The following is a 1,087-nucleotide window of genomic DNA, read 5'->3' on the forward strand; positions in this document are numbered from 1 at the left end:
CCGGAGAGCTGCTCCGGCAGGCGCGTCAGCATCTCCCCCAGGCCCACCTTGTCAGCGGCCTCCTGCACCTGCCTTTTCTGGGCCGGATTCAAGCGCAGGCCGGGATGCAGGCCGATGGCGATGTTGTCGAACACCGACAGGTGCAGGAAGAGGTTGTGATCCTGGAACAGGGTGGTGACCGGGCGCTCGGCGGGGCCCAGTGACAGCAGATCCTGGCCGTCGAAGGTGAGGGTGCCCGACTCCACCGGCACGAAGCCCGCGATCATGCCGAGCAGGGTGGACTTGCCGGCGCCGCTCGGACCGATGAGGGCGGTGATCTCCCCTTTGGGCAAGGTCGCACTGAAGGTCACCTGCCAGTCGGGATAACTGGTGACCAGTTCCTCAATTACCAGCATGTTTGGCTCCTGAATGTCGTTTTATAGAACAACAAGTAAGAAAAATTGATGAAAGGCAGCGTGAGTGACTGCTCCAAGGGGCGCCCCAGGGGCGTGCCCGGCCGGATCCTGGGGGCAGGGAGGCGGCAATGCCGCCGGGGATCAGTGATCCACATGTCTGCCTCCCAGTCCCCGCTCCACCAGCCAGAACAGGGAGAAGCAGAGGGTGAGCAGCAGCAGGGCGGTGGCGGCCGCCTCGGTCAGCCGGTAGCTGCCGAGCTGCTGATAGAGCAGCCAGGGCAGGGTAGTGAGGGTCTGGCTGCCGAACATGGCGATGGCCCCGAGATCCCCGAGGGACAATATCATCGAGAGGGCCATGGCCAGGGCCAGCGGACGGCGCAGCAGGGGCCACTCCACCAGGCGCAGGCGATGCAGGCCGCGCACCCCCAGGCTGTCCGCCAGCCGATCGTACTGGCGCACCACCAGTTGCATGGGGGCCGAGAGGGTGCGCAGCACATAGGGCAGCGCCATCAGCGCGTTGACCAGCACCACCAGCCAGGGGCCCAGGGCAAAGACGTCGGTGAAGGGCATGAACAGGATGAAGAGGCCGGTGGAGAGCACCACCGCCGGGATCATCAGGATCATGGAGCCGCTGGCCTCCCACAGGGCGGCGGCCCGCCGTTTGCGATCCCGCACCCTCAGATGCCGGCTGG

Annotated in this window: 2 protein-coding genes; both read right to left on the bottom strand. The window is 66.1% G+C overall.

Annotation, left to right across the window (positions count from 1 at the left end; translation table 11 throughout):
• Nucleotides 1-395, bottom strand: a 395-nt coding sequence (locus AACR77_RS09965; RefSeq protein ID WP_042881184.1) for an ATP-binding cassette domain-containing protein, incomplete at its 3' end; no start/stop codon positions are given.
• A 141-nt stretch (nt 396-536) separates the two neighbouring features.
• The coding region (locus AACR77_RS09970; protein ID WP_042881186.1) for an ABC transporter permease subunit at nt 537-1,087 on the bottom strand (551 nt) is incomplete at its 5' end.

Source organism: Aeromonas sp. ZOR0002, from assembly GCF_963866995.1.
Taxonomy (GTDB): Bacteria; Pseudomonadota; Gammaproteobacteria; order Enterobacterales; family Aeromonadaceae; genus Aeromonas; species Aeromonas caviae.